Source organism: Qipengyuania sp. SM2512 (genome assembly GCF_054954005.1).
Genome location: NZ_CM143134.1, coordinates 1,191,558 through 1,211,029, shown reverse-complemented (window position 1 = coordinate 1,211,029; position 19,472 = coordinate 1,191,558). Strand labels below are relative to the sequence as shown.

20 protein-coding genes are annotated in these 19,472 nt (G+C 65.7%); 10 read left to right on the top strand and 10 right to left on the bottom strand.

From position 1 onward, the window contains the following. Window positions 1-4: 4 nt before the first annotated feature. The 4 genes from ACQ5J0_RS06180 (at window position 5) to ACQ5J0_RS06165 (ending at window position 2,955) form a co-directional block, all read left to right on the top strand. Window positions 5-799, top strand: coding sequence for a YihY/virulence factor BrkB family protein (locus ACQ5J0_RS06180; protein WP_462569663.1), 795 nt, complete (start codon window positions 5-7; stop codon window positions 797-799). 235 nt (window positions 800-1,034) lie between these two features. Then, entirely contained in the window at window positions 1,035-1,571 is a 537-nt protein-coding gene (locus ACQ5J0_RS06175) for a CarD family transcriptional regulator (protein WP_305928204.1), read from the top strand. A 185-nt stretch (window positions 1,572-1,756) separates the two neighbouring features. Further along, the gene (locus ACQ5J0_RS06170) at window positions 1,757-2,560 is read left to right on the top strand and encodes a head GIN domain-containing protein (protein WP_462569661.1); all 804 of its coding nucleotides are present in this window, start codon (window positions 1,757-1,759) and stop codon (window positions 2,558-2,560) included. 62 nt (window positions 2,561-2,622) lie between these two features. Next, window positions 2,623-2,955 (top strand): hypothetical protein, encoded by a 333-nt coding sequence (locus tag ACQ5J0_RS06165; protein ID WP_462569660.1) that lies wholly within the window; start codon window positions 2,623-2,625, stop codon window positions 2,953-2,955. A 12-nt stretch (window positions 2,956-2,967) separates the two neighbouring features. Here the strand turns inward: ACQ5J0_RS06165 and ACQ5J0_RS06160 are convergent, their stop codons facing one another. Continuing rightward, window positions 2,968-3,900 (bottom strand): L-threonylcarbamoyladenylate synthase, encoded by a 933-nt coding sequence (locus ACQ5J0_RS06160; protein ID WP_462569659.1) that lies wholly within the window; start codon window positions 3,898-3,900, stop codon window positions 2,968-2,970. A 51-nt stretch (window positions 3,901-3,951) separates the two neighbouring features. Here ACQ5J0_RS06160 and ACQ5J0_RS06155 point away from each other — a divergent pair, with 51 nt between their 5' ends. Further along, complete coding sequence (locus ACQ5J0_RS06155; RefSeq protein ID WP_462569658.1) at window positions 3,952-5,691, top strand: acyl-CoA dehydrogenase; 1,740 nt, start codon at window positions 3,952-3,954, stop codon at window positions 5,689-5,691. Window positions 5,692-5,694: 3 nt separating this feature from the next. Here ACQ5J0_RS06155 and ACQ5J0_RS06150 read toward each other — a convergent pair whose 3' ends face one another. Beyond that, window positions 5,695-7,176, bottom strand: coding sequence for a PQQ-dependent sugar dehydrogenase (locus ACQ5J0_RS06150; RefSeq protein ID WP_462569657.1), 1,482 nt, complete (start codon window positions 7,174-7,176; stop codon window positions 5,695-5,697). A gap of 65 nt (window positions 7,177-7,241) precedes the next feature. Here ACQ5J0_RS06150 and ACQ5J0_RS06145 point away from each other — a divergent pair, with 65 nt between their 5' ends. Further along, complete coding sequence (locus ACQ5J0_RS06145) at window positions 7,242-7,724, top strand: GAF domain-containing protein (RefSeq protein WP_462569656.1); 483 nt, start codon at window positions 7,242-7,244, stop codon at window positions 7,722-7,724. Between the two features lie 113 nt (window positions 7,725-7,837). Further along, complete coding sequence (locus tag ACQ5J0_RS06140; RefSeq protein ID WP_462569655.1) at window positions 7,838-8,737, top strand: glycine zipper 2TM domain-containing protein; 900 nt, start codon at window positions 7,838-7,840, stop codon at window positions 8,735-8,737. Between the two features lie 88 nt (window positions 8,738-8,825). Here ACQ5J0_RS06140 and ACQ5J0_RS06135 read toward each other — a convergent pair whose 3' ends face one another. Genes ACQ5J0_RS06135 through ACQ5J0_RS06110 form a run of 6 tightly spaced genes read right to left on the bottom strand, consistent with a single transcriptional unit; the run spans window position 8,826 to window position 14,691 of the window. After that, window positions 8,826-9,800: a ParB/RepB/Spo0J family partition protein gene (locus ACQ5J0_RS06135; RefSeq protein WP_462569654.1), complete on the bottom strand. Its 975-nt coding sequence runs from the start codon at window positions 9,798-9,800 to the stop codon at window positions 8,826-8,828. Continuing rightward, entirely contained in the window at window positions 9,797-10,588 is a 792-nt protein-coding gene (locus tag ACQ5J0_RS06130) for a ParA family protein (RefSeq protein WP_462569653.1), read from the bottom strand. The genes ACQ5J0_RS06135 and ACQ5J0_RS06130 overlap by 4 nt, the downstream gene beginning before the upstream one ends. After that, window positions 10,585-11,217, bottom strand: coding sequence for a 16S rRNA (guanine(527)-N(7))-methyltransferase RsmG (gene rsmG, locus ACQ5J0_RS06125; protein ID WP_462569652.1), 633 nt, complete (start codon window positions 11,215-11,217; stop codon window positions 10,585-10,587). Before rsmG ends, ACQ5J0_RS06130 begins: the two co-directional genes overlap by 4 nt. Beyond that, entirely contained in the window at window positions 11,214-13,070 is a 1,857-nt protein-coding gene (mnmG, locus tag ACQ5J0_RS06120; RefSeq protein ID WP_462569650.1) for a tRNA uridine-5-carboxymethylaminomethyl(34) synthesis enzyme MnmG, read from the bottom strand. The genes rsmG and mnmG overlap by 4 nt, the downstream gene beginning before the upstream one ends. 59 nt (window positions 13,071-13,129) lie before the next feature. Beyond that, entirely contained in the window at window positions 13,130-14,410 is a 1,281-nt protein-coding gene (mnmE, locus tag ACQ5J0_RS06115) for a tRNA uridine-5-carboxymethylaminomethyl(34) synthesis GTPase MnmE (RefSeq protein ID WP_462569649.1), read from the bottom strand. Between the two features lie 14 nt (window positions 14,411-14,424). After that, complete coding sequence (locus tag ACQ5J0_RS06110) at window positions 14,425-14,691, bottom strand: DUF6489 family protein (protein WP_462569648.1); 267 nt, start codon at window positions 14,689-14,691, stop codon at window positions 14,425-14,427. A 95-nt stretch (window positions 14,692-14,786) separates the two neighbouring features. On the opposite strand from ACQ5J0_RS06110, the gene ACQ5J0_RS06105 reads away from it, so the two are divergent. The 3 genes from ACQ5J0_RS06105 to ACQ5J0_RS06095 are packed head-to-tail and all read left to right on the top strand — an operon-like array spanning window position 14,787 to window position 17,482. Beyond that, a complete protein-coding gene (locus ACQ5J0_RS06105; protein ID WP_462569647.1) occupies window positions 14,787-15,485 on the top strand; it encodes a dienelactone hydrolase family protein in 699 nt (232 codons plus the stop codon). A gap of 9 nt (window positions 15,486-15,494) precedes the next feature. Beyond that, window positions 15,495-17,084, top strand: coding sequence for an FMN-binding glutamate synthase family protein (locus ACQ5J0_RS06100; protein ID WP_462569646.1), 1,590 nt, complete (start codon window positions 15,495-15,497; stop codon window positions 17,082-17,084). Continuing rightward, window positions 17,081-17,482 carry a nuclear transport factor 2 family protein gene (locus tag ACQ5J0_RS06095; protein WP_462569645.1) on the top strand — a complete coding sequence of 134 codons (402 nt, stop codon included), beginning with the start codon at window positions 17,081-17,083 and terminating at the stop codon, window positions 17,480-17,482. Before ACQ5J0_RS06100 ends, ACQ5J0_RS06095 begins: the two co-directional genes overlap by 4 nt. Here the strand turns inward: ACQ5J0_RS06095 and ACQ5J0_RS06090 are convergent. Next, window positions 17,477-18,001, bottom strand: a complete 525-nt coding sequence (locus ACQ5J0_RS06090) for an AAA family ATPase (RefSeq protein ID WP_462569644.1) — start codon at window positions 17,999-18,001, stop codon at window positions 17,477-17,479. The two genes, ACQ5J0_RS06095 and ACQ5J0_RS06090, sit on opposite strands and share 6 nt — an antisense overlap. A gap of 4 nt (window positions 18,002-18,005) precedes the next feature. Then, window positions 18,006-19,271, bottom strand: a complete 1,266-nt coding sequence (gene rho / locus ACQ5J0_RS06085) for a transcription termination factor Rho (protein ID WP_462569643.1) — start codon at window positions 19,269-19,271, stop codon at window positions 18,006-18,008. Between the last annotated feature and the right edge of the window lie 201 nt (window positions 19,272-19,472).

Here is a 19,472-nt window from a genome sequence, read left to right as displayed (position 1 = left end):
GCCGATGGCCTCCTATTTCGACCATATCAAAGCCGCGTGGGCGGCGGGTAGCGACGACAACATCGGCATCATCGCCGCCGGGATCGCCTATTACGTGCTGCTGGCGCTGGTGCCGCTGCTGGCGGTCACCGTGCTCGGCTATGGCCTCATTGCCGATCCCGGGACCGTTTCGAATCATATCGCCTTGCTGGCGCAAAACCTGCCGGCTTCAGCCGCCGATATCATCGGCGAGCAATTGCGCCGGATGAGCGAGGATGGCGAGACAGGCAAAATTCTCAGCCTGCTGGTCGCGCTCGGGATTGCGCTGTTCGGCGCGCGCAATGGCGCGCGCGCGGTCATGACCGGGCTCAACATCGCCTTCCACGCCGACAGCGCGCGCAGTTTCCTGCGGGGCAATCTGATCGCCGTCGCGATCACCGTGGGAGCGGTGGTCGGCCTGGCGATCATGGGCGGCGTGGTGGCTGCCGTGAGCGCGATCCCCGGGCCCGCGGGCGCCGTGATCGGTCTGGTCGTGCTGTTCGGCTTCGCGACGCTGGGTGCCGGCCTGCTGTATCGCGTCGGACCGAACAAGCCCGGCCCGGAATGGCAGGCGATCTGGCCTGCAGCGGCGCTGTTCGCGCTCCTGTGGATCGCCGCCACTGCCGGGTTCGGGATCTATGCGGCGAATTTCGCCAGCTACAATGCGACTTACGGCTCGCTCGGCGGGGTGATCGTCTTGATCACCTGGTTCTATCTCAGCGCCTTCTTCCTGTTGCTGGGTGCCGAATTCGCCGCGGTCCGCAACAGGATAGCTTCCTAGCAAAGCCGCCCGACCGCAGGATTACACGGACTCGCAATATTGCGAACGATGTGCTATATAATGCAACAACCCTGGCGGCATGCTCCCGCCAGGTGCGTAACACCGAAAGGGCAGGACACCCCCAAAAGCGTCGTTTCACGGTTCAGGTCTGCGGTTCGTCGAAGCCGCAGCGAGAGCCGTTTTCGCGATATCGCTTTCCCCGGATCCACCTGCCCGGGATGAAAGGATCTGTAGCATGGCTAGCAAAGCCGATGATGTCTTCGACGTTGGCGACTACGTTGTCTACCCCAAGCACGGCGTGGGCCGTGTGATCGAGTTGCAGAGCGAGGAAATCGCCGGGATGCAGCTCGAACTCTATGTGCTGCGCTTCGAGAAGGAACGCATGACGCTGCGCGTTCCGGTGAACAAGGTCGAATCGATCGGCATGCGCAAGCTGTCGAGCGACAAGACGCTCAAGGAAGCGATGGAGACGCTCAAGGCCAAGCCCAAGGTCAAGCGGACCATGTGGAGCCGCCGGGCGCAGGAATACGAGGCCAAGATCAATTCGGGCGACCTGGTGTCGATCGCCGAGGTGACGCGCGACCTGTTCCGCCCCGAGGACCAGCCCGAGCAGAGCTATTCCGAACGGCAGATCTTCGAAGCCGCCTCGAGCCGCCTCGCCCGCGAACTCGCGGCGATGGAAAAGACCGACGAACCTGCGGCGCTCGAGAAGATCCTCGAGGTTCTGCGCGAGCACGCGCCGCAATATTACGGCACCGACGAAGAGGCTTAACGCCGGCTTTTCGATGTCTCGAGAAAAAGGGGGGCCACCTTCGCGGGTGGCCCCTTTTTTATGCCCGCTGCTTGCGAGCAGCGGCGGAACCGTCCGGGCTTGAACCCGCTCTCCTGCTGTATTATATCGGCAATACGGGCTGCCGATCCACACCGGTGCGATGAGCACCGCAGCAGGAGGTTTTCATGTTACACAGATTTCTCAAGCGGGTAGCGCCGGTCGTGGCGATGGCAATGGGGACCGTCGTCTCCGGCTGCAACGGCGCGGAAATCAATTTCGGCGATGGCGACGGTGTGCCGCTGGCCGAACTCGACACCAGCGGCGAGGCGCCTACCGGCGTGGTTCTGGCCAGCCCCGACACGCTGATCGTTTCCCAAGGTCCCGTGCTCGATATTGCGGTCACCGGCGATTCCGAAGCGGTCGAGGCGATGCGCTTCACCATCGACGACGGGACGCTCGGCGTGATGCGCCAGAAGGATCTGCGCAATGTCGACGGACGCGCGACCGTGCGCGTCACCATGCCCTCGCTCAGCTCGATCGTGCTGGCCGGCTCGGGAACCGTCGAGGCCGCCTCGCTGAGCGGCGATGCCGATGTCACCATTGCGGGCTCGGGTACGGTGCGCACCGCACAGGTGCAGGCGACCAACTTCTCCATGACCGTGGCCGGATCGGGCGCCTACGAGGCCAGCGGCAGCGCCGACGTACTCGACCTGTCGATCGTCGGCTCGGGCCGCTCGGACATGGGCGATCTGGCAGTTGGCAGCGCGGATGTGAACATTGCCGGATCGGGTGCGGCCGAGTTCGCGTCGGATGGGAAGGTCGAAGCCAATATCCTCGGCTCGGGCGAGGTAACGGTGATCGGACGCGCGACCTGCACCATCAATGCGGTCGGCTCGGGCAAGCTCAATTGCCGCGAGGCTCCGAGCGACCCCGCGACGCGCGCGGAGCCCTTGGCGGGAACCGAGGATTGGTCGCAGGAAGAGAACTGACGCAGACAACGGACGACGGGGCAAGCGGAAGCGGCTAGGGAGCGGGCGAAAGGATGTTCGCCATGATTCCTCGCCGCCTCCTGCTTGTCTGCCTGTTGCCCGCCGCCCTGGGCGGTTGCCTCGCCAAAACCGCATTCGATGTCGCCACCGCTCCGATCCGGGCCGTCAGCAAGGGGGTCGATCTGGCGACCACCAGCCAGTCCGAAAGCGACGAGAACCGCGGGCGCGAAATCCGCCGCCAGGAAGAGCGGCTGGGCAAGCTCGAGCGCGATTACGAGAAGCAGCTCGACGCCTGCGAGGATGGCAACCGCCGCGCCTGCGACGATGCGCGCGACACCTATGCCGAAATGCAGCAGATCATCCCGACCATCCCCTATCGGCCGAAGGACGACTGACCGCGGGCCCGTCTAGGCGGGCGTCGCCGCACGGCGCAGGCGGTCGTTGATTGCAAGACCGAGCCCTTCGCCGGGAACCGCCGCCACCGCGATGCGCGGCTGCGGAGCCTTCGCTCCCAGGTGAAGGCAGGCATAGAGGCGCGACGCCGCTTCGACCAGATCGCCGCGGTCGGACAGGTTGCAATCGCCCGCGGTGCGCCCGAAGCCGATCAGATATTCGCCCTCTTCGCGCGCCACCGCCTCGAGCCTGACCGGCTTTCCGGGCGCGTAATGGCTGAGCGTCTGCCCCGGTGCCTCGACACCGAGCGTCGCTCCGAGCGGCGCTGCACCCGGGACCGCGATCGGGCCGGCGCGCAGCGTCTCGATCCGGCCGTCGGTGCGGACGGCGATGATGGTCGACTCCAGCCCCTGCGCGCAGTCGCCGCCGTCGAGCACGAGATCGATCCGGCCGTCGAGCGTTGCCAGCACGTGATCCGCGCTGGTCGGGCTGACGAAACCGCTGCGGTTGGCCGAGGGGGCCGCGAGCGGAAACTCGACCGCATCGAGCAGCGCGGCCATTGCCGGATGCGCCGGCTGGCGCAGCGCCACGGTGGGCAGGCCGGCGGTCACCGCAGGAGCCAGCCCGGCATCGCCGCGCAGCGGGCAGACCAGCGTCAGCGGCCCGGGCCAGTACCGTTCGGCCAGGGCAGTAGAGGTAGCATCGAACTCGGCCAGCCGCTGCGCCGCCGCAATCCCCCGCACATGGACGATCAGCGGATTGAAACTCGGCCGCCCCTTAGCCGCATAGATCCTCCCCACCGCTGCGGCGCTGTCGGCGCGGGCCGCAAGCCCGTAGACCGTCTCGGTCGGAACCGCGACCAGCCCGCCCTCGTTGAGGATTCGCGCCGCCCGCGCAATTCCGCCCGCATCCGCCGGCACCCGTTCCGTAGCGTTCTTGCCGCGCATGCCAGGGCGCTATATTCGCTGGCGCCTATTGCCAAGAGGACATCGCCCATCGTGACCTATTCGCCTGCCACCGCCGACCAGCTGCTCGCCATCCGCGTCAACGCCGGGATCGAGGAATTGGCGCGCAGCGAGCGCTTCGCCGCCGCCGAGCCCGACATGGTCGAAGCGATCGTCGAGGGCGTCGGTCAGTTCGCCGCGGGCGAATGGGCGCCGCTCAACCGGATCGGCGATCTCGAGGGCGCAAAGCTCGAGAACGGGGTGGTCCGCCTCCCCGAAGGCTTTGCCGCCGCCTACGAACATTATGTCGAGCAGGGCTGGAATTCGATCGCCAGCCCGGCCGATTTCGGCGGCCAGGGCTTGCCCTTCACGCTGGCCTGCAACGTGCTCGAGAACCTCGGCACCGCGAACATGGCGTTCAACCTGCTGCCGATGCTCAGCGTCGGCGCGATCGAGGCGCTCGAGCATCACGGCAGCGAGGCGCTGCAGGCGAAGTATCTGCCGCTGCTGGTGAGCGGCGAATGGTCGGGGACGATGAACCTGACCGAGCCGCAGGCGGGCTCGGACCTCGGCGCGCTGCGCACCAGCGCTACGCCGATCACCGAGGGCGAGCATGCGGGCAAGTTCCGCATCAAGGGACAGAAGATCTACATCACCTGGGGCGATCACGAGCTGGCGAAAAACATCATCCACCTCGTGCTCGCGCGCCTGCCGGATGCGCCCGAGGGCAGCCGCGGCATCTCGCTGTTCGTGGTGCCGAAATATCATGTGAAGGACGATGGCACCCCGGGCGCACGCAACGATCTGCGCTGCGTCAGCCTCGAGCACAAGCTCGGGATCAACGCCTCGCCCACCTGCGTGATGAGCTATGGCGACAATGACGAATGCATCGGCGAGCTGGTCGGCGCGGAGAACCGCGGCTTGATGGCGATGTTTACGATGATGAACAACGCGCGGATCAATGTCGGCACGCAAGGGGTGCAGATCGCCGAGCGCGCCACCCAGCAGGCGCAGGATTACGCTGCCGACCGGATCCAGTCGGCGCGCGCGGGATCGCCCGACCGGACCCCGGTGGCGATCCTCGAGCACCCCGATGTCCGCCGGATGCTGCTGCGGATGAAGGCGCTGACCGAGGCGGTTCGTGCGTTGCTCTATTACACCGCGGGGCAGGTCGATCGCGGCACGCTTGGGAACGCCGATGCCGCCGCGCGCGCCGAGGTGCTGGTCCCGCTGCTCAAGGCCTGGGGCACCGATGTCGGGGTCGAGGCGGCGAGCCTTGGGATCCAGATCCACGGCGGGATGGGCTTTATCGAGGAAACCGGCGCGGCGCAGCACTGGCGCGACGCGCGGATCGCGCCGATCTACGAGGGCACCAACGGCATCCAGGCCGCCGATCTCGTCACCCGCAAGCTCGGGCTCGACGACGGGCAGGCGCTGATCGGGCTGCTCGAGGAGATCGCGCGCGAGAGCGCCGACGAACCGGCGCTGTTCGCGCTCGCGGGCGAATGCGCCGCGGTGGCGCGCTGGATGCGCGAAGAAGCCAGCCTTGACGACCGGCTGGCAGGCAGCGTGCCGTTCTGCACCATGATGGCGGTGGCGGTCGCGGGCTGGCAGCTGACGAAACAGGCCTCGGCGGTTGAGGCGGGCGCGGCGCCGGCACTGGCCGCGACCAAGCCGGGTACGGTGCGCTTCTTTCTCGACCGGATCGTGCCCGAGGCCAGCGGATTGAAAGCCAGTGCGATCGCCGGAGCCGAATCGCTCTATGCGGTCAGCACCGAGGCGCTGCTCGGCTGAGGCCTACTGCGCGGGCTGTTCGCGCGCATAGTCGTCTTCGCCGAAAGTCGCGCGGATTCCGCCAGTCAACTCCCGCTGCGGCGGGAGACGACCGGAGCGTTCGCGGACTATTTCCGGCGAAGCTTCCGCGCCGGGTGCGAAGACGCGCCAGATTATCCCGGCCGTATCGTCGCTGACCAGCAAGGAGCCGTCCTGCGCCCATTCGACCCAGGTCGGGCGGCCGCGCGTGGTCTCGTCGCCCTGAAGGAAGCCTCCGAGCACCGTGACGGGCTTGCCCTGCGGATTGCCGCGCTCGTCGAAAGGCACATAGACCACATTGTAACCCGACGGCGGCTTGCGGTTCCAAGAGCCGTGTTGCGCGATGAAGGCGCCGTGATCGAAGCGTTCGCCCATCCGCGAGCCCTGCTCGGTGAACACGAGTCCCAGAGCCGCGACATGCGGCCCCAGCGCATATTCGGGGCGGCGCGCGTATTCGGTCAGATAGGCGGGCATCGGTGCCTCGACCCGCTGGTCGATATTGTCCCGCCAATAGACCCAGGGCCAGCCATACTGCGCGCCAAGCGGCACATTGGTGAGATAGTCGGGCACCAGATCGGAGCCGAGCATGTCGCGCTCGTTGACCGTGGTCCACAGCTCGCCCGACCAGGGGTTGAAATCGAGGCCATTGGGATTGCGCAGCCCGGCACCAAATACGCGCTGGGTGTTGGTTTCGAGATTGTATTCCCAGATCAGCGCGCGGCCCTCTTCGGCTTCCATACCCTGATCGCCGATGTTCGAAACCGAACCCACCGCCACATATAGCAGTTCCCGGTCGGGATGCAGTTCCAGGTTGCGCATCCAGTGGCCGCCGCCCGGCGAGAGATCCATCAGCTTGCGCGGCTCTCCCGACACCCGGGCCGCCCCGAGTTCATAGGGATAGGCCAGCACCGCATCGTGATTGGCGACATAGAGGGTTCCGTCGCGCCAGGCCATGCCCGAGGGCGAATCGAGCCCGTCCAGCAGCGTCTCCTTCACCTCGGCCCGGCCATCGCCGTCCGTATCGCGAAGGAGCGCGATTTCATTGACGGGATCGCCGCCGGCTCCGGCCTTGCCCATCAGCAGGCCGGCGATGAAGTTTTCAATCCTCGTGCCGATGGAAGGGTCGGCATCCTCGGGCTTGGTGCCCGGCTTGCCGGTGAGCGCGGCGAGAACATCGCCATTGGGCAGCGTGTGGACGGTGCGCGGGTGATCGAGCCCCTCGGCGAAGCGCGTCACCGCCAGACCCTCGACCGCCTCGGGCTTTTCGTCCGCAGCCCAGCCGACCGGTTCGGCGATCTGGACGGTAGGAAAACCCTCTTCGTTCGGTTCCTGAAGCGTCGGGTCGGTGCCGGCGACCGCCTCGACGCTCAGCTCGGCGGTATCGCCGCGCAGCAGGTATGCCGCTGCGACGAACGCCAGCAGGATCAGGACGAGGATCGCGATGAGGATTTTTTTGCCGGTGGTCATGGCGAAGAGTTCTATGGCAGTGTTCGGCTTGCGGCAATGGGATCGCGCCCTAAATAGCCACCCCTATGTATGATTTCAGACCCGCCGCCCAAACGGCCAAGCCCGAGCTCTATCACGACCTGCTTCAGGCCGCCGAGGCGCTGACCGCCGGCGAGCGCGATGGCGTTGCCAATATGGCCAATGTCGCGGCGCTGCTGTGGGAGTTCCTCGACGAGGTGAACTGGACCGGCTTCTACCGGATGGTCGAAGGCGAGCTGGTGCTGGGCCCCTTTGTCGGGCGGCCCGCCTGTATCCGCATTCCCGTCGGCCAGGGTGTCTGCGGTGCCGCGGCAAAGAGCGGCGCCACGCAGCTGGTCGAGGATGTGCATGCCTTCCCCGGCCATATCGCCTGCGACGGCGATACGCGGTCCGAACTGGTGGTCCCGGTGCTGCGCGGCGGTGCGGTGATCGCGGTGATGGATCTCGACAGCCCCGCGCTTGGCCGGTTTGACGCCGAGGACAGGGCGGGAATCGAAGCCCTCGCGACGATGCTCGCCGAGCGTATCTGAAGGACAAACCGCCCCGCGGCGGGACAGCGCCGCTTCGGGGCTTTTGCCGGGGAACCCCGGAGGTGATAAACCTTTCCTCAACCATCCACCCGGATTCGCGAAAGGTTTTCTCCATGGCAGCTCGTTTCCTCGCCGGCACGGCAGCTCTGGGGCTCGCGGCGCTGGCCGCATCGCCCGCGCTCGCGCAGCAGATCTATTACGAGGACGGGGACTATCTCTACGCGGTCCCGGCCCCGGTGACGGCGCAGGATGCAGTGGTCAGCCAGCCGGTCGAAGCGCCCAGGGTGATCTATCAGGATGGAGTGGCCTATGAGCGGATCGACAATCGACCCACCGCGCAGCGGGTAATCCCGGCGCGCGGTGCTCCCGCGCTGGAGGCGCCGGACAGAATCATCCTTCCCCCTCCGCGGGCGAGCTATGCCTACGCCGACGCCAAGCCGGTGGTTTTCGTGACTTCTCCGCAGGTCCAGCCGACCTACAGCGTCGCTGCGCGTTCGATCCCCGCCAATGGCTACGGCTATGCTCCCGCTCCGCAGCAATATTACGGCTATGCCACTGCGCCGCAGCAGCCCGGCTTCCTTCCCGGCGGCGGGCAATTGGTCGCCTTCGATCGCAATGCCTGGCTCGAGGAGTGCAGCAGGAGGCTGAGCACCTACGAAGACAGCGATCGGGGCCAGGTTCTGGGCGGCCTGCTTGGCGCGGCGGCTGGCGGGCTGATCGGCAACCGAGTCGCCGGCTCCGGCGATCGCCTGGGAGGCACGTTGATCGGGGCTGGGACAGGCGCGCTGGCCGGGCTGGCGGTGGGCGATGCGATCGACGATCGCAACGATGCGCGCCGCACTCGCAGCGGCTACGACGAATGCCGCGTCTATCTCGACGATTACATCAACCGCGCGAGCAACAACCCGGCCCCGATGACGACCGTTCCGGGGCAGCAATATATGCTTGTCCCCGTTTCGGTACCGGTGACGCAGCAGCCGATCTATCGCGAGTACGTCGTTTCGCAGCCGTAATTGCTCGGCAGACGGGTGCTAAAGCCATGCACCGCCGGTTGCGCCGCGCGACTTCCCATTAGGTCGATGCTTTAAGCGGCTGCGATTCCTAGATTTCTCCGCCGGTCAGACGCTGGCACAGGAGATCGAGCTGGTCGAGGCTGCGGAAACGGATCGAGACCGCACCCTTGGAACTGTCGCTCTCCGAGGTGATCCGCACGGGCATACCGAGAAACTCCTCAAGGTGGTTTTGCACCGCGACGATATCGGCATCGCTCGACGGCCCATCGCCGGAACGCGGCTTGGCCGCCCGTCCATCGGTTCTGGGCTCGCCGGAATTGCGCGCCAGCTTCTCGACCTCGCGCACCGAGAGCTTGTCCTTTACCGCGCGATGCGCGAGCGCCACGGCATCATCGTGACCGATCAGCGCGCGGGCGTGTCCCATCGACAGCGCGCTTTCGGCCAGCAAGCCCAGAATTTCGTCCGGAAGCGCGAGCAGTCGCTGCATGTTCGCGACATGGCTGCGCGATTTGTCGACCATCTCGGCAATCTCGGCTTGAGTCATCTCCTCCTCCTCGGAGAGACGATGATAGGCGCGCGCCTCCTCGACCGGATTGAGATCCTCGCGCTGGAGGTTCTCGATCAACGCCAGCGCCATCACTTCGCGATCGTCGAGCGGACGAATGATGGCGGGAATATCGTGCAGCCGCGCCTTCTGCGCCGCGCGCCAGCGACGCTCGCCGGCAACGAGCTGATAGGTCCCGTCGCCCTTGGGCCGCACGATGATCGGCTGGATCACACCGCGTGCGGCAATCGAGGCGGCCAGTTCGCTCAGCGCCGCCTCGTCGAAATGCGTTCGTGGCTGGCCGGGAAGCGGAGAGATCGAGGCAATGGGAAGATTCCTCAACCCGCTACCGGTGGGTTCTGCGCTCGATCGTTCCGGCGCTTCGTTCGATCCCCCATCCTCTTCGCGCCGAACCACCGGCGCTTCGCGCTGAACCTCGCCCATCAGGGCGCCGAGGCCCCTACCCAGCTTGCGCTTGCGCGCCGCGCCCTTGGTGGCCGCTTCGGTCCCGTCGCTCATGCGGCTTTCCTCTTCTCGGGCAAGCGCCCGATCAATTCGCGGGCGAGCGCGATATAGGCGCGGCTGCCGACGCATTGGTGATCATAGACCAGCGCCGGCATCCCGTGGCTGGGAGCCTCGGACAGCCGGACATTGCGCGGGATGACCGATTCGAACACCAGCGGCCCCAGGCAGTCACGGACGTCGTCGGCGACTTGGTCGGTCAGCCGGTTGCGGCGGTCGAACATCGTCAGCACGACACCGACGATCCCGAGATCGGGATTGAAGCGCTGTTGCACGCGCTCGACCGTCTGCAACAACTGGCTCAGCCCCTCGAGCGCGAAGAATTCGCACTGCAAGGGGACCATCATCGTATCCGCAGCGCTCATTGCGTTGAGAGTCAGCAGACCAAGCGAGGGCGGGCAGTCGATAAAACAGATGTCGTAGGAGGAGAACCCACCCTGCCCCTTGCTTGCAAGCGCGCGGCGCAACCGCGCGGTTCGGTCCTCAACCTGGACCAGCTCGATCTCCGCGCCGGATAAGTCCTGCGTCGCGGCGACGATATCGAGCCCCGGAATGTCGGTTTCCTGCGCGCATTGGTCGAGCGTCGCTTCCTCGAGCAGCAGGTCATAGCTGGTGTATTCGCGGTGCGCGTTGTCGATTCCAAGCCCGGTCGAGGCGTTGCCCTGCGGATCGAGATCGATCAAAAGCGTTTTCCAGCCGGTCGCGGCCATCGCGGTGGCGATATTGATGGCGGTGGTGGTCTTGCCCACCCCGCCCTTCTGGTTGGCGATCGCAATCGTGATCATCGCTTCAGCTCCACTTGCCCCTTCCCCACCACGATACCGGCATCGGAATCGCTCTGCGACTGTTCCACGTGGAACATCGGCCGCAGCGGCTTGGGAAGGCTTTCGACGTCTTGCGCCGCCGACCGGCCCTTCGGCAACAACCAAATCGTGTCGCTTGTGGAGAAGCGCGCCGAGAGATCGAGCAGTTTGGGCATTGGCGCGAAGGCGCGAGCGCTGATCACCGAGGCGCCGAAACTCTCGACGAGTTCGAGGCGCCTGCCCTCCACCTCGCAGCACCCTAGTTCGAACCTGTCGATGATACCGTGCAGCCATTCGATCCTGCGGTTGCGGGATTCGACGAGGCAGACGGTCCAGTCTGGACGCATGATAGCGATAATCAGGCCGGGGAACCCGGCGCCCGTGCCCAGATCGAGCCACGAACCGGGTGTTTCACGTGGAACATGATCGAGCAATTGCGCCGAATCGGCCAGATGTCTCGTCCAGACCGATTCCTCGCTGGCTTTGGCGATCAGGTTTTGCCGTCCGTTCTCCTGCGCGAGCAAGTCGACGAGCCGCTCGAGCTTGCGGAGGGCATCGCCGTCGCAGCGTTCGGCGACGAAGTCTCTGGCATCGGCCTCGCTTGCGATCACAGGTCGGCGCTCACCAGCTTGCGAGCGTGCACCAGCACCGCGGCAAGCGCGGCCGGAGTGATTCCCGCGATCCTTGACGCAGATCCCAATGTCGCAGGCTTGGCCATTTCCAGGCGTTCGATCATTTCGCTCGAGAGCCCGGGCACTTGTCCATAGGGGAAAGCTGCGGGAAGGCGGAGGGACTCGCTTGCGCGAAGATCGCGCAGTTCACCTTCCTGGCGGATAAGATAGGGGGCATATTGCGCATCCTCGACCATCTCGGTGGCAAGATCCTCGTTCCACGTGAAACCCTCTGGCGCCAGCGCTTCCAATCCGCCGCGAACAACGATCCCTCCCTGGACCCACTCACCCAGCGTCCTAGGGGCGGCATCCGGCTTTACCGCGATCCCCTTTTTGGCAAGATCCTTCGGCCCCAGCGTCTTTTCCAGAAGGGCGTCCCAGTCCTTTCGTTCGGCCTCTCTCCGGGTGAACCACTCGGCCCGTTGGTTGCCGATGCAACCGCTTTCGAGACCGAGCGCCGTCAGCCGCGAGGGAGCGTTCCCGGCGCGCAAGCGCAGGCGGTATTCGGCCCGCGAAGTAAGCATGCGATAGGGCTCGCTTACGCCCTGGAGGACGAGATCGTCGACCATCACCGCCATGTAGGAATTGGCGCGATCGAGTGCGGGCGCGTTGCGGCCCAGAGCTTCGGCCGCGGCATGCATCCCCGCCACGAGCCCCTGCGCCCCAGCCTCCTCATAACCGGTGGTGCCGTTGAGCTGGCCGCCGCAATAGAGCCCCGGGATCAGCTTGAGCTGTAGATCGGAACCCAGCGCGCGCGGATCGATGTGGTCGTATTCTACCGCATACCCGGGCACCACCATCTCGACCCGTTCCAGACCCGCCATGCTCCGCAGCATTGCCAGTTGAACATCCTCGGGAAGCGAGGTGCTGATCCCGTTGGGATAGACCATGGTGCTGCCCAGCCCTTCGGGCTCGAGAAACACCTGATGCCCGTCGCGATCGGCGAAGCGATGGATCTTGTCCTCGATCGAGGGGCAATAGCGCGGGCCCTGCGCTCCGATTGCGCCCGAGAACAGCGGCGAGCGATGGAGGTTCGCAGCGATGATTTCGTGGCTGCGCGCATTGGAGCGCGTGATGGCGCAGAATATCTGCGGATTGATACGCGCCGGCGTGAGCGGCGACATCGTCCATTGCTCGCCATCCGAAGGCTGCTCCTCAAGCTGCGACCAGTCGACCGTGCGACCGTCGAGCCGGGGCGGAGTGCCAGTCTTGAGCCGCGCCATCGGAAGCTCGGCTTCGCGCAATTGTTCCGCCAGCCGCCGCGCCGCGGCTTCTCCGACGCGGCCGCCCTCTTGCCGGACATCGCCGCGATAGAGAATACCGCCAAGGAAGGTCCCCGTGCAAAGGATCACGCGCTGGGCGGTGAGCGCAGAACCATCGGCCAGGTCTATGCCGACCACTCGTCCGCCGCTTAGCCGCAGAGCCGCTACTTCGCCCGCGATCAGTTCGATGTCGCCCTGCGCCGGAAGCATCCGCTGGATCGCCGCGCGAAACAGCACCCGGTCGGCCTGGACGCGCGGACCCCAGACCGCGCTCCCCTTCGAGCGATTGAGCATGCGGTAATGGATCGCCGCAGCGTCCGCCGCGCGCGCCATCAGCCCGTCGAGCGCATCGATCTCGCGGACCAGATGGCCCTTGCCGATACCCCCGATTGCGGGATTGCAGCTCATCGCCCCGATCGTCGCGAGATCGAAAGTTACCAGGGCCACCCGCGCGCCCATCCGCGCAGCGACCGCCGCCGCTTCGACCCCGGCATGTCCGCCGCCCACAACGATGATATCGAATTGCGCCATCGGCTGGCGGATTAGTCGAGCAAAAGCCTCAGGTCAAAGCGCGTGTTTCACGTGAAACATCACTTGCCGATGCAGAACCGCCCGAACAGCGCATCGAGCATGTCCTCGGTCGATGCTCGGCCGAGCAGCCGATCGAAGGAAACCCGCGCCTGGCGCAGGTTCTCGCCGATGATCAGCAGGTCGGTGCCCGGTGCGATCGCTCCAAGCGCCGTGGCCGCCTCCCCTACCCGCTCGCGTTGCTGCGCATTGAGCGCCGCAGCACCCGGCTTGGGCAGCAGCAACCGCGCGCGGGCGATCAGATCTTCTTCGAGTTCGGCGAGTCCCTTTCCGGTTACAGCCGAAACTACATGGTCGGGCGCCTGCTTGCTCGGTTCCCCGACTTCATCGGCGCGGGACTGGATCTCCAGCGCGCCCGCCGGTCCCTCCCCCTCACGGCCCAGCCACAACACGATATCGGCCCGCTCGAGCTGCTCGCGCGCGCGGTCCATGCCGATCGCTTCGATCGTGTCACCGCCGGCCTCGTGAAGCCCCGCGGTATCGACCAGCAGGAAGGGAACGCCGCCGAACGCCACCGGGCGCTCGATGACGTCGCGGGTGGTCCCGGCGACCGGCGAGGTGATAGCCGCTGCATCACGGACCAAAGCGTTGAAAAGCGTCGATTTCCCGGTATTCGGTGGCCCCGCGAGGACCACCCTGACGCCGTCGCGCAGCCGCTCGACTCCCGGGCGCGCCAGCCACTCGCCCATACTGTCCGCCAGCGCAGAGACATCGCCGTAGAAGCTGTAGGGCAAATCCCCGACATCGTCCTCGTCGGCGAAGTCCAGACTGGCCTCGACCTGCGCGCCAAGATGGAGAACCGCAGCGCGCCAGCTTTCGACCTGGCCCGAGATCGCGCCGCCCAGCGCCGCCTGCGCCGAACGGCGCTGCAATTCGGTTTCAGCCGCAAGCAGATCGGCCAGCCCTTCGGCTTCGGCGAGATCGATGCGTCCATTGGCAAAGGCGCGGCGGGTGAACTCGCCAGGCTCGGCCTTGCGCAAGCCCTCGAGCTTTCCCAGCGCGCGCTCCACTGCGGCGAGCACCGCCCTGCCCCCATGACAGTGAAACTCCGCGAGATCCTCGCCGGTGGCGGTGGCAGGGCCGGGAAACCACAGCACCAGCGCGCGGTCGAGCACTTCGCCCTCGGTATCGCGCAAAGCCCGCAGGCTCGCCTGGCGCGGCGCGGGAAGCCGTCCTGCCAGCGCCTCGGCCGCAGCGGCGGCAAAGGCCCCGCTAACCCGGACGATCCCGATCGCAGCCGGCGGCGCGCCGCTCGAGACGGCGAAGATGGTATCGCTGGGCAAGCGGTCCGCCGCGTCTAGGTCTTGGATTCGTCCGGGGCCGGCTTGGCCGAGGGCTTGTTCGCGTTCGCCCCCTCCATGAAGCTCTGGAACAGCTTGAACCCCGCCTGCCCCATCGGGGCGAGCTGGCGCGCATATTCCTGCAGCTTGTCAGTGTCGGAAACGCCCTTCATCGCGCCCGCCATCATGTCGACATAGACCGCATTGGCCTTGCCGACATCGGGCAGCCCCATAAAGGCGCGCGCCTCTTCAGGCGTGCAATCGATTTCTACATGGACCTTCATCGGGCTTCCTCCGTTAGTTCTTGTGCAGCCTATCTGGGTCTGCAAAGCGCGCGAGGCAAGCGCACCGCGAAATTCCCCCGAAGGAGAGAAGACCGATGAGCGAGACCGTTTCGATTGCGACCCTGGCCGGCGACGACAGCTTCAAGGCCTATGTCGCTCGACCCGCCGACGCGCCCAAGGCCGCGATCGTCGTGATCCAGGAGATTTTCGGCATTAACGCCGGCATCCGTCGCAAATGCGATCGGCTCGCCGAGGAAGGATATCTGGCGGTCGCGCCCGATCTGTTCTGGCGGCTCGAGCGCGGGATCGAACTCGATCCCGATGTCGAACCCGAGTTCCAGCGCGCGCTCGAATTGATGGGCGATTTCGACCAGGATCAGGGCATTCGCGACATCGAGGCTGCGATCACTTGGGCGCGCAAGGAAAGCGGCGGCAAGAAGGTCGGCTGCGTTGGTTACTGTCTGGGGGGCCGGCTCGCCTATATGACCGCTGCGCGCACCGATGTTGACGCCAGCGTGGGTTATTACGGTGTCGGCATCGACGGTCTGCTGCGCGAGAAGCAAGCCATCGCCCATCCGCTGCTGCTGCATATCCCGACCGAGGACGGCTTCGTCGACAAGGACACGCAGAAGGCCATGCACGAAGGTCTGGACGATCACCCCAAGGTGACGCTCTACGACTACGAAGGTCTCGATCACGGCTTCGCGACCGAATTCGGCAAGCGCCGTGCCGAGCAGGCGGCGCAGCTGGCCGACAAGCGGACGGCGGACTTCTTCGAGGAGCATCTGCTTTAGGAGCCGGCTTTGGACCGGCTTCCCCTGCGCTATGTGATCCCCGCGCTGCTGATCGCGCTGGTTGCCGCCGCCTGGCTCGTCCCGCCGCTGCACTGGGCGCTGTGGCTGCTCGTCCCGCTCACCGGAGTGGCGGTGTGGGACTTCTTCCAGCGCAAGCATACGCTGTGGCGCAATTATCCGCTGTTTGCGCGCATTCGCTGGCTGGCGGAGGATCTGCGTCCCTTCGCGCAGGCCTATTTCGTCGAAAGCGACCTGGAGGGGCGGCCCTTCAGCCATCAGGCGCGGGCGCTGGTCTATGCCCGGGCCAAGGGCGATCTCGATTCGCACCCAATGGGGACCGAACTCGACGTCTATTCCGAGGAGTACGAATGGCTGGGCCATTCGATCGTCCCGCGCGACGAAATTCCCGAATTCTGGAGCGTCGAGGTCGGTGCCGGCACCTGCTCGAAGCCCTATACCACCTCGCTGCTCAACATCTCCGCGATGAGCTTCGGCTCGCTCTCCGCCCGCGCGATCGAGGCACTCAACGCCGGCGCGGCGATGGGCGGCTTCGCCCACAACACCGGCGAAGGCAGCATCAGCCGCTATCACCGCAAGCCGGGCGGCGATCTGATCTGGGAGCTCGGCAGCGGCTATTTCGGCTGCCGCCATCCCGATGGCTCCTTCGATCCCGCCAAATTCCGCGACAATGCCGACACCGATCAGGTCAAGATGATCGAGGTCAAGCTGAGCCAGGGCGCCAAACCGGGCCACGGCGGCGTGCTGCCGGGCACCAAGGTCACCGAGGAGATCGCTGCGGCCCGCGGCGTGCCCGTGGGCGAGACGGTGGTCTCTCCCGCCGCCCATCCGGCCTTCTCCACCCCGATCGAGATGCTCCAGTTCCTCACCGATCTGCGCGAACTGTCGGGCGGCAAGCCGGTCGGAATCAAGCTGTGCGTCGGCCAGCCCCACGAACTCTTCGCGATTGCCAAGGCGATGCTGGAAACCGGGATGCATCCCGATTTCATCACCGTAGACGGCGCCGAGGGCGGAACCGGCGCCGCGCCGCTCGAGCTGAGCAATTCGGTCGGCATGCCGCTGCGCGAAGGACAGATCTTCGTGCGCAATATGCTAGTAGGGATCGGCATGCGCGACAGGGTCAGGATCGCGGCGGCGGGCAAGATCCATTCGGGCGCGCAGATGGCGAAATCCTTCGCGCTGGGCGCGGACTGGTGCAATGCCGCGCGCCCCTTCATGTTCTCGCTGGGCTGCATCCAGTCGATGAACTGCCACACCGGCCACTGCCCGACCGGAGTCGCGACGCAGGAAGAATGGCGCCAGCGCGGGCTCGTGGTCGAGGAAAAGGCCCCGCGCGTGGCGCGTTTCCATCGCGCCACGCTCAAATCGCTGCGGGAAATCGTGGTCGCGATGGGGCTCGAGACGCCATGGGACATCAAGCCGCACGACATGCGCGAGCGGCTCAACGGGGCGCGGTCCGACGCGGTCGACCGGATCTACAGCTTCATCGAACCCGGCGCGCTGCTGCAGGATGCCGCTGCCACCCCATTGGCGCGTCATTGGCAGGCTGCGCGCGCCGACAGCTTCAGGAGAGTGGAATGACCGCACACAAGGGCCTCGAGCGCTGGCACAGGGTAATGGCCAAGGGTAGCGCGCCCGCGGATCTCGCAGCGATCATTCATCCCGATGCGGTGTTCCACTCCCCCGTGGTGCACACGCCGCAGCGCGGCCGCGATCTGGTCGTCGCCTATCTCGCGGCGGCGGGCCAGACGCTGGGCAACGACAGTTTCCGCTATGTGCGCGAACTGGTGGACGGCGAGAACGCGATGCTCGAATTCACCACCGAGATGGAGGGGATCGTGGTCAACGGCGTCGACATCATCCGCTTCGACGAGAACGGAATGATCCGGGATTTCAAGGTGATGGTCCGCCCGCTCAAGGCGGTGAATAAGGTCTGGGAAATGATGGCCGCGCAACTGGAGCGCACCAAGGGCTCATAAACGCGCGATGATGAAGCGTGCGCGCACTGAGACACTCGTCTGGGGTAAGTCGATCGGCTTATAGCCATATTCGCGCCAAGCCGAGGTCACTGCTTCGTCGCTCGCGACTGCCTCGCTCCATGTTTGGCGGCGTTGCTCGTCGGGACGGTAGATCGATTGCCAAGCCTTCGCCCGGAAGACCGGTCCGTCGAAGCGCAAGCTCCTGCAGGCACGATCGATAGCTGCGGAAACGGGCAGCCCTTCGACCCGAAGGAATCCGACGATGTCGGGAAAACCCCGGTCGAATACGATCGGGCCAAGGGAAGGCGCCACTTCCCAGGCCTTCAACTGTTCCTCCAACATGGCTTGCGCGAAGCCGAGCGGGTCCCTCGCGCGCAGTTCCATTCCCTCGCGCGCCACGAGAATTCGTCGCGCCACTTCTGGAACGGTGGCCAGACCCCGTTCCGCAAGCGCCGCCAGCAAGGTCGATTTGCCCGCCCCAGGAGCGCCCGTGATCGCGGCTCTCCGAGGGGCAGACATCGCCCTACTGGTTCATCGTCTCGAAGAAGTCCTCGTTGGTCTTGGAATCCTTCATCTTGTCGAGCAGGAATTCCATCGAATCGATCGTGCCCATCTGCATGAGGATGCGGCGCAGCACCCACATCTTGGACAGCTTGTCCTTCTCGACCAGCAGCTCTTCCTTGCGGGTGCCCGACTTGCCGACGTCGAGCGCGGGGAAGATGCGCTTGTCAGCGACCTTGCGGTCGAGGACGATCTCGGAATTGCCGGTGCCCTTGAATTCCTCGAAGATCACCTCGTCCATCCGGCTGCCGGTGTCGATCAGCGCGGTGGCGATGATCGAGAGCGAACCGCCCTCCTCGATGTTGCGCGCGGCGCCGAAGAAGCGCTTGGGGCGCTGCAGGGCATTGGCGTCGACGCCGCCGGTCAGCACCTTCCCCGATGACGGGACCACGGTGTTGTAGGCCCGGCCTAGGCGGGTGATCGAATCGAGCAGGATGACGACATCCTTCTTGTGCTCGACCAGCCGCTTGGCCTTCTCGATCACCATCTCGGCGACCTGGACGTGGCGATTGGCGGGTTCGTCGAAGGTCGAGGCGATCACCTCGCCCTTCACCGAACGCTGCATGTCGGTGACTTCCTCGGGGCGCTCGTCGATCAGCAGGACGATCAGGAACACCTCGGGGTGGTTGTCGGTGATGGCCTTGGCCATGTTCTGCAGCAGCACGGTCTTGCCGACCCGCGGCGGCGCGACGATCAGCGCGCGCTGGCCCTTGCCCTGCGGCGAGATGATGTCGATCACCCGCGCCGATTTGTCGAGCACGGTCGGATCGAGCGTGTCGAGCGAGAGCTTCTCGTCGGGGTAGAGCGGGGTCAGATTGTCGAAATTGGTGCGGTGGCGGACCTGGTCGGGATCCTCGTAATTGACCTGCGTCAGCTTGGTCACAGCGAAATAGCGCTCGCCCTCGCGCGGCGCGCGGATCTCGCCCTCGACCGTGTCGCCGGTGCGCAGGCCCCATTTGCGGACCTGGTTGGGCGAGACGTAGATATCATCGGGCCCGGCGAGGTAATTCGCCTCGGGGCTGCGCAGGAAGCCGAAACCGTCCTGCAGCACCTCGATGGTGCCGATCCCCATGATCTTCTCTTCGTATTCCTCGTCCTCGGCGAGCTCGCGCAGGATGCAGAACATCAAATCCTGGCGGCGCATGGTGGACGCGCCCTCGACCCCGAGTTCCTCGGCCATCGCGACCAGGTCGGCGGGCGGTTTTTCTTTCAGATCCTTGAGATGCATGGATGGTCTCGAACAAATGGGAATGGAAACGGAGGCAAGATCGGGGGTTGGTCGCGAGGTCTGTCCCGAGACGATGCGCAGGACGGGCTTGGGGAAAGCGGACCCGGTCCCGTTAGAATGCGGGACCTGTAACCGGTAGGATGGATGCCGAATTAGGACCGCGCCGCGGCTGCGTCAATCGCCAAAGCGCAGGCAGGACGG